3 protein-coding genes and 1 pseudogene are annotated in these 2,900 nt (G+C 71.1%); 3 read left to right on the top strand and 1 reads right to left on the bottom strand.

Annotation, left to right across the window (positions count from 1 at the left end; all coding sequences use genetic code 11):
- Positions 1-120: 120 nt before the first annotated feature.
- On the top strand, positions 121-1,185 hold the full coding sequence (locus tag AC31A1_RS49400) for a UDP-N-acetylmuramate dehydrogenase (protein WP_489659592.1): 1,065 nt from the start codon (positions 121-123) through the stop codon (positions 1,183-1,185).
- A 21-nt stretch (positions 1,186-1,206) separates the two neighbouring features.
- Here AC31A1_RS49400 and AC31A1_RS49395 read toward each other — a convergent pair whose 3' ends face one another.
- Positions 1,207-1,839 (bottom strand): NAD(P)-dependent oxidoreductase, encoded by a 633-nt coding sequence (locus tag AC31A1_RS49395; protein WP_489659591.1) that lies wholly within the window; start codon positions 1,837-1,839, stop codon positions 1,207-1,209.
- A 123-nt stretch (positions 1,840-1,962) separates the two neighbouring features.
- Between AC31A1_RS49395 and AC31A1_RS49390 the strand changes: the two genes are divergently transcribed.
- Positions 1,963-2,601, top strand: a complete 639-nt coding sequence (locus tag AC31A1_RS49390; RefSeq protein WP_489659590.1) for a TetR/AcrR family transcriptional regulator — start codon at positions 1,963-1,965, stop codon at positions 2,599-2,601.
- Positions 2,602-2,631: 30 nt separating this feature from the next.
- Positions 2,632-2,900 (top strand): annotated as a pseudogene (locus AC31A1_RS49385) (hypothetical protein); the annotation flags it as partial.

The following is a 2,900-nucleotide window of genomic DNA, read 5'->3' as shown; positions in this document are numbered from 1 at the left end:
CGCCGGACGCTCCCCTCGCCCCCACCCGCACCACCCCCGTACCCCCGCCCCCTCACCGAAATGACCAGCCACACCCCGCCACCCCCAGCCTTGTCAGTCCCGTCTCGTAGTCTTGGCCCCGTGCAGGAACTCCACGACGCTCCCCTAGCCCCCCTCACCACCTTCCGGTTGGGCGGTCCCGCGACCCGGTTGATCACCGCGACCACCGACGCCGAGGTGATCGACGTCGTGCGCGCGGCCGATGACGCCGGGACGCCGTTGCTGGTCATCGGGGGTGGGTCGAACCTCGTCATCGGGGACAAGGGGTTCGAGGGGACCGCCCTTCGGATCGCCACCCGTGGTTTTGAACTCGACGGCACGCGGCTGGAGTTGGCGGCCGGTGAGGTGTGGACCGACGCCGTCGCCCGCACCGTGGAGGCCGGTCTCGCCGGTGTGGAGTGCCTTGCCGGGATTCCCGGGTCGGCCGGTGCGACCCCGATCCAGAACGTCGGGGCGTACGGCCAGGAGGTCTCCGCCACCATCACCGAGGTCGTCGCCTACGACCGCACCACCCGCGAGACGGTCACCCTCACCAACGAGGAGTGCGCCTTCTCCTACCGGCACAGCCGGTTCAAGGCCGAGCCCGAGCGGTATGTCGTGCTGCGCGTCCGCTTTGAACTGGAGGACGCGGATGGGCTGTCCGCGCCCGTGAAGTACGCCGAGACGGCCCGCGTCCTCGGCGTCGAGCCCGGTGATCGGGTGCCGTTGGCGCAGGCCAGGGAGACCGTGCTCGCGTTGCGTGCCGGGAAGGGCATGGTGCTTGATCCCGAGGACCATGACACCTGGTCGGCCGGTTCCTTCTTCACCAATCCGATCCTCACCGACGCGCAGTTCACCGCGTTCCACGCGCGCGTGGAGGAGCGTCTCGGGGAAGGTGTGGAGCCGCCCGCGTACCCGGCGGGGGAGGGGCACACCAAGACCTCCGCCGCCTGGCTGATCGACAAGGCCGGCTTCACCAAGGGGTACGGCAGCGGGCCCGCGCGGATCTCCACCAAGCACACCCTCGCCCTCACCAACCGGGGCGAGGCGACCACGGCCGACCTGCTCGCCCTCGCGCGTGAGGTCGTCGCCGGCGTCCACGACACCTTCGGGGTCACGCTCGTGAACGAACCGGTGACCGTCGGCGTCAGCCTCGACAGCCAGTAAGTCCGCCGCCCTCCGGCGACTTCAATAGGCCAGCCCCACCCCCTGCTTCACCGTCCGCGGTTCGTCCGTCATCGCCAGCATCGCGTGCGCGACATCGGCGCGGCCGATGAACCGGCCCTTGTCCGGGAAGCCGCCCACGACCGTGCGATACGTGCCGGTCAGCGGCTTGTTCTGCAGGCGTGGCGGGCGGACGCTCGTCCAGTCCGTGGCGCTGGCGGCGAGGGCCGCCTCCATCTCCCGCAGGTCGTCGTAGACATCCTTCAGGAGGGCGGAGATCAGCCCGCGCGCGGTGCGGTCGAGGAGTCCGGCGCCTTCCGGGTCCGGGCCGATCGGACCGGCGCTCACCACCAGCACCCGGCGCACGCCCTCCGCCTCCATGGCCGCCAGGACCGTACGCGTGAGCCGGGTCGCGACCCCCGCCTCCTTGCGGCTGCGGGCACCGAGCCCGGACAGGACCGCGTCCCGGCCCGCGACCGCCGGGCGTACCGCCTCCGGGTCGGTGAGGTCCGCGCGGAACACCTCAAGGCCCGCGCCCCGCACGGTCAGCCGCGCCGGGTCCCGTACGACCGCCGTGACCTCGTGGCCCGAGGCCAGCGCTTGGCGGACGATCTCCTGGCCGATGCCTCCGGTGGCACCGAAAACAGTGAGCTTCATGGCGTACTCCTGCCGCTGAACGAGGTGGGTAAGTGTTTACTCACCCCTGCCTCCCTCTAGAGTGGGTAAGTACTCACCCACCCGTCAAGCCCGAACGGACCGGCCATGGAATCCTTGGGCCCCATGCAGCAGAAACAGGCCCCGGAACCCGTCGCGCAGAAACCCGCCCGGGTCCGCATCCTCGACGCCGCCCACGAGTTGATGCTCACCGTCGGCCTGGCCAAGACGACCACCAAGGAGATCGCGAAGGCCGCCGACTGCTCCGAAGCAGCCCTCTACAAGTACTTCGCGAGCAAGGAAGAGCTGTTCATCCGCGTGCTCACGGAACGGCTGCCTCAGCTGACCCCGCTGCTGCGCAGCCTCGCCGCCGAGCCCGGACAGCACTCCCTGGAGGACAACCTCACCGAGATCGCCCGCCAGGCGGCCCTCTTCTACGAGCAGAGCTTCCCGATCGCGGCCTCCCTGTACGCCGAGACCCAGCTCAAGCGGCGCCACGACGAGGCGCTGCGGCAGCTCGGCTCGGGCCCCCACAAGCCGATCGAGGCCCTGGACGCCTATCTGCGTGCCGAACAGGCCGTCGGCCGCGTCCGCCCCGACGCGGACACCTTCGCGGCCGCGTCCCTCCTCCTGGGCGCCTGCGCCCAGCGCGCCTTCGCCTACGAGGCCGCGGGGACTGGCGTAAGACCACCCGTGGACGACTTCGCGCCACGGCTGGCCCACACGCTGCTGGGCGGAATCTCCGTTGCCGAGGACCCCTCCTGACCGCGACCCTTGCCCCATGAGGCACCCCGCATGGAGCTGAGACTCCGCCAGTTCAGACCCCGGACCGGCCCGCACGAACACCGTGTCGTCCAGCCCGGGCACCCCCTGCGCCACACCTCACTGCGCGACCCCGGCGCCGTTCGGTACGCCGCTCACCGTGCGCACGGACGAGGCCCGAACCGAGCGCCACGCGCGCGCGTACGTACTTCCTCATCGGCGACCGTGACGTCCTCGCCACCGCCGCCACCCACTTCGCCCACGCTGCCGGCTGGGGGCCGCGGGAGAAGGGGGTCGTCAAG

Source organism: Streptomyces sp. P5F9 (genome assembly GCF_057961495.1).
Note: the sequence above shows the minus strand (reverse complement) of the source record. Positions and strands in the feature narration are given on the sequence as shown.

What these genes read in the sequence shown, in the direction of transcription:
- AC31A1_RS49390 (WP_489659590.1), top strand. Translation starts at nt 1,963, where the DNA reads ATGCAGCAGAAACAGGCCCCGGAACCCGTCGCGCAGAAACCCGCCCGG.
- AC31A1_RS49395 (WP_489659591.1), bottom strand. Translation starts at nt 1,839, where the DNA reads ATGAAGCTCACTGTTTTCGGTGCCACCGGAGGCATCGGCCAGGAGATC.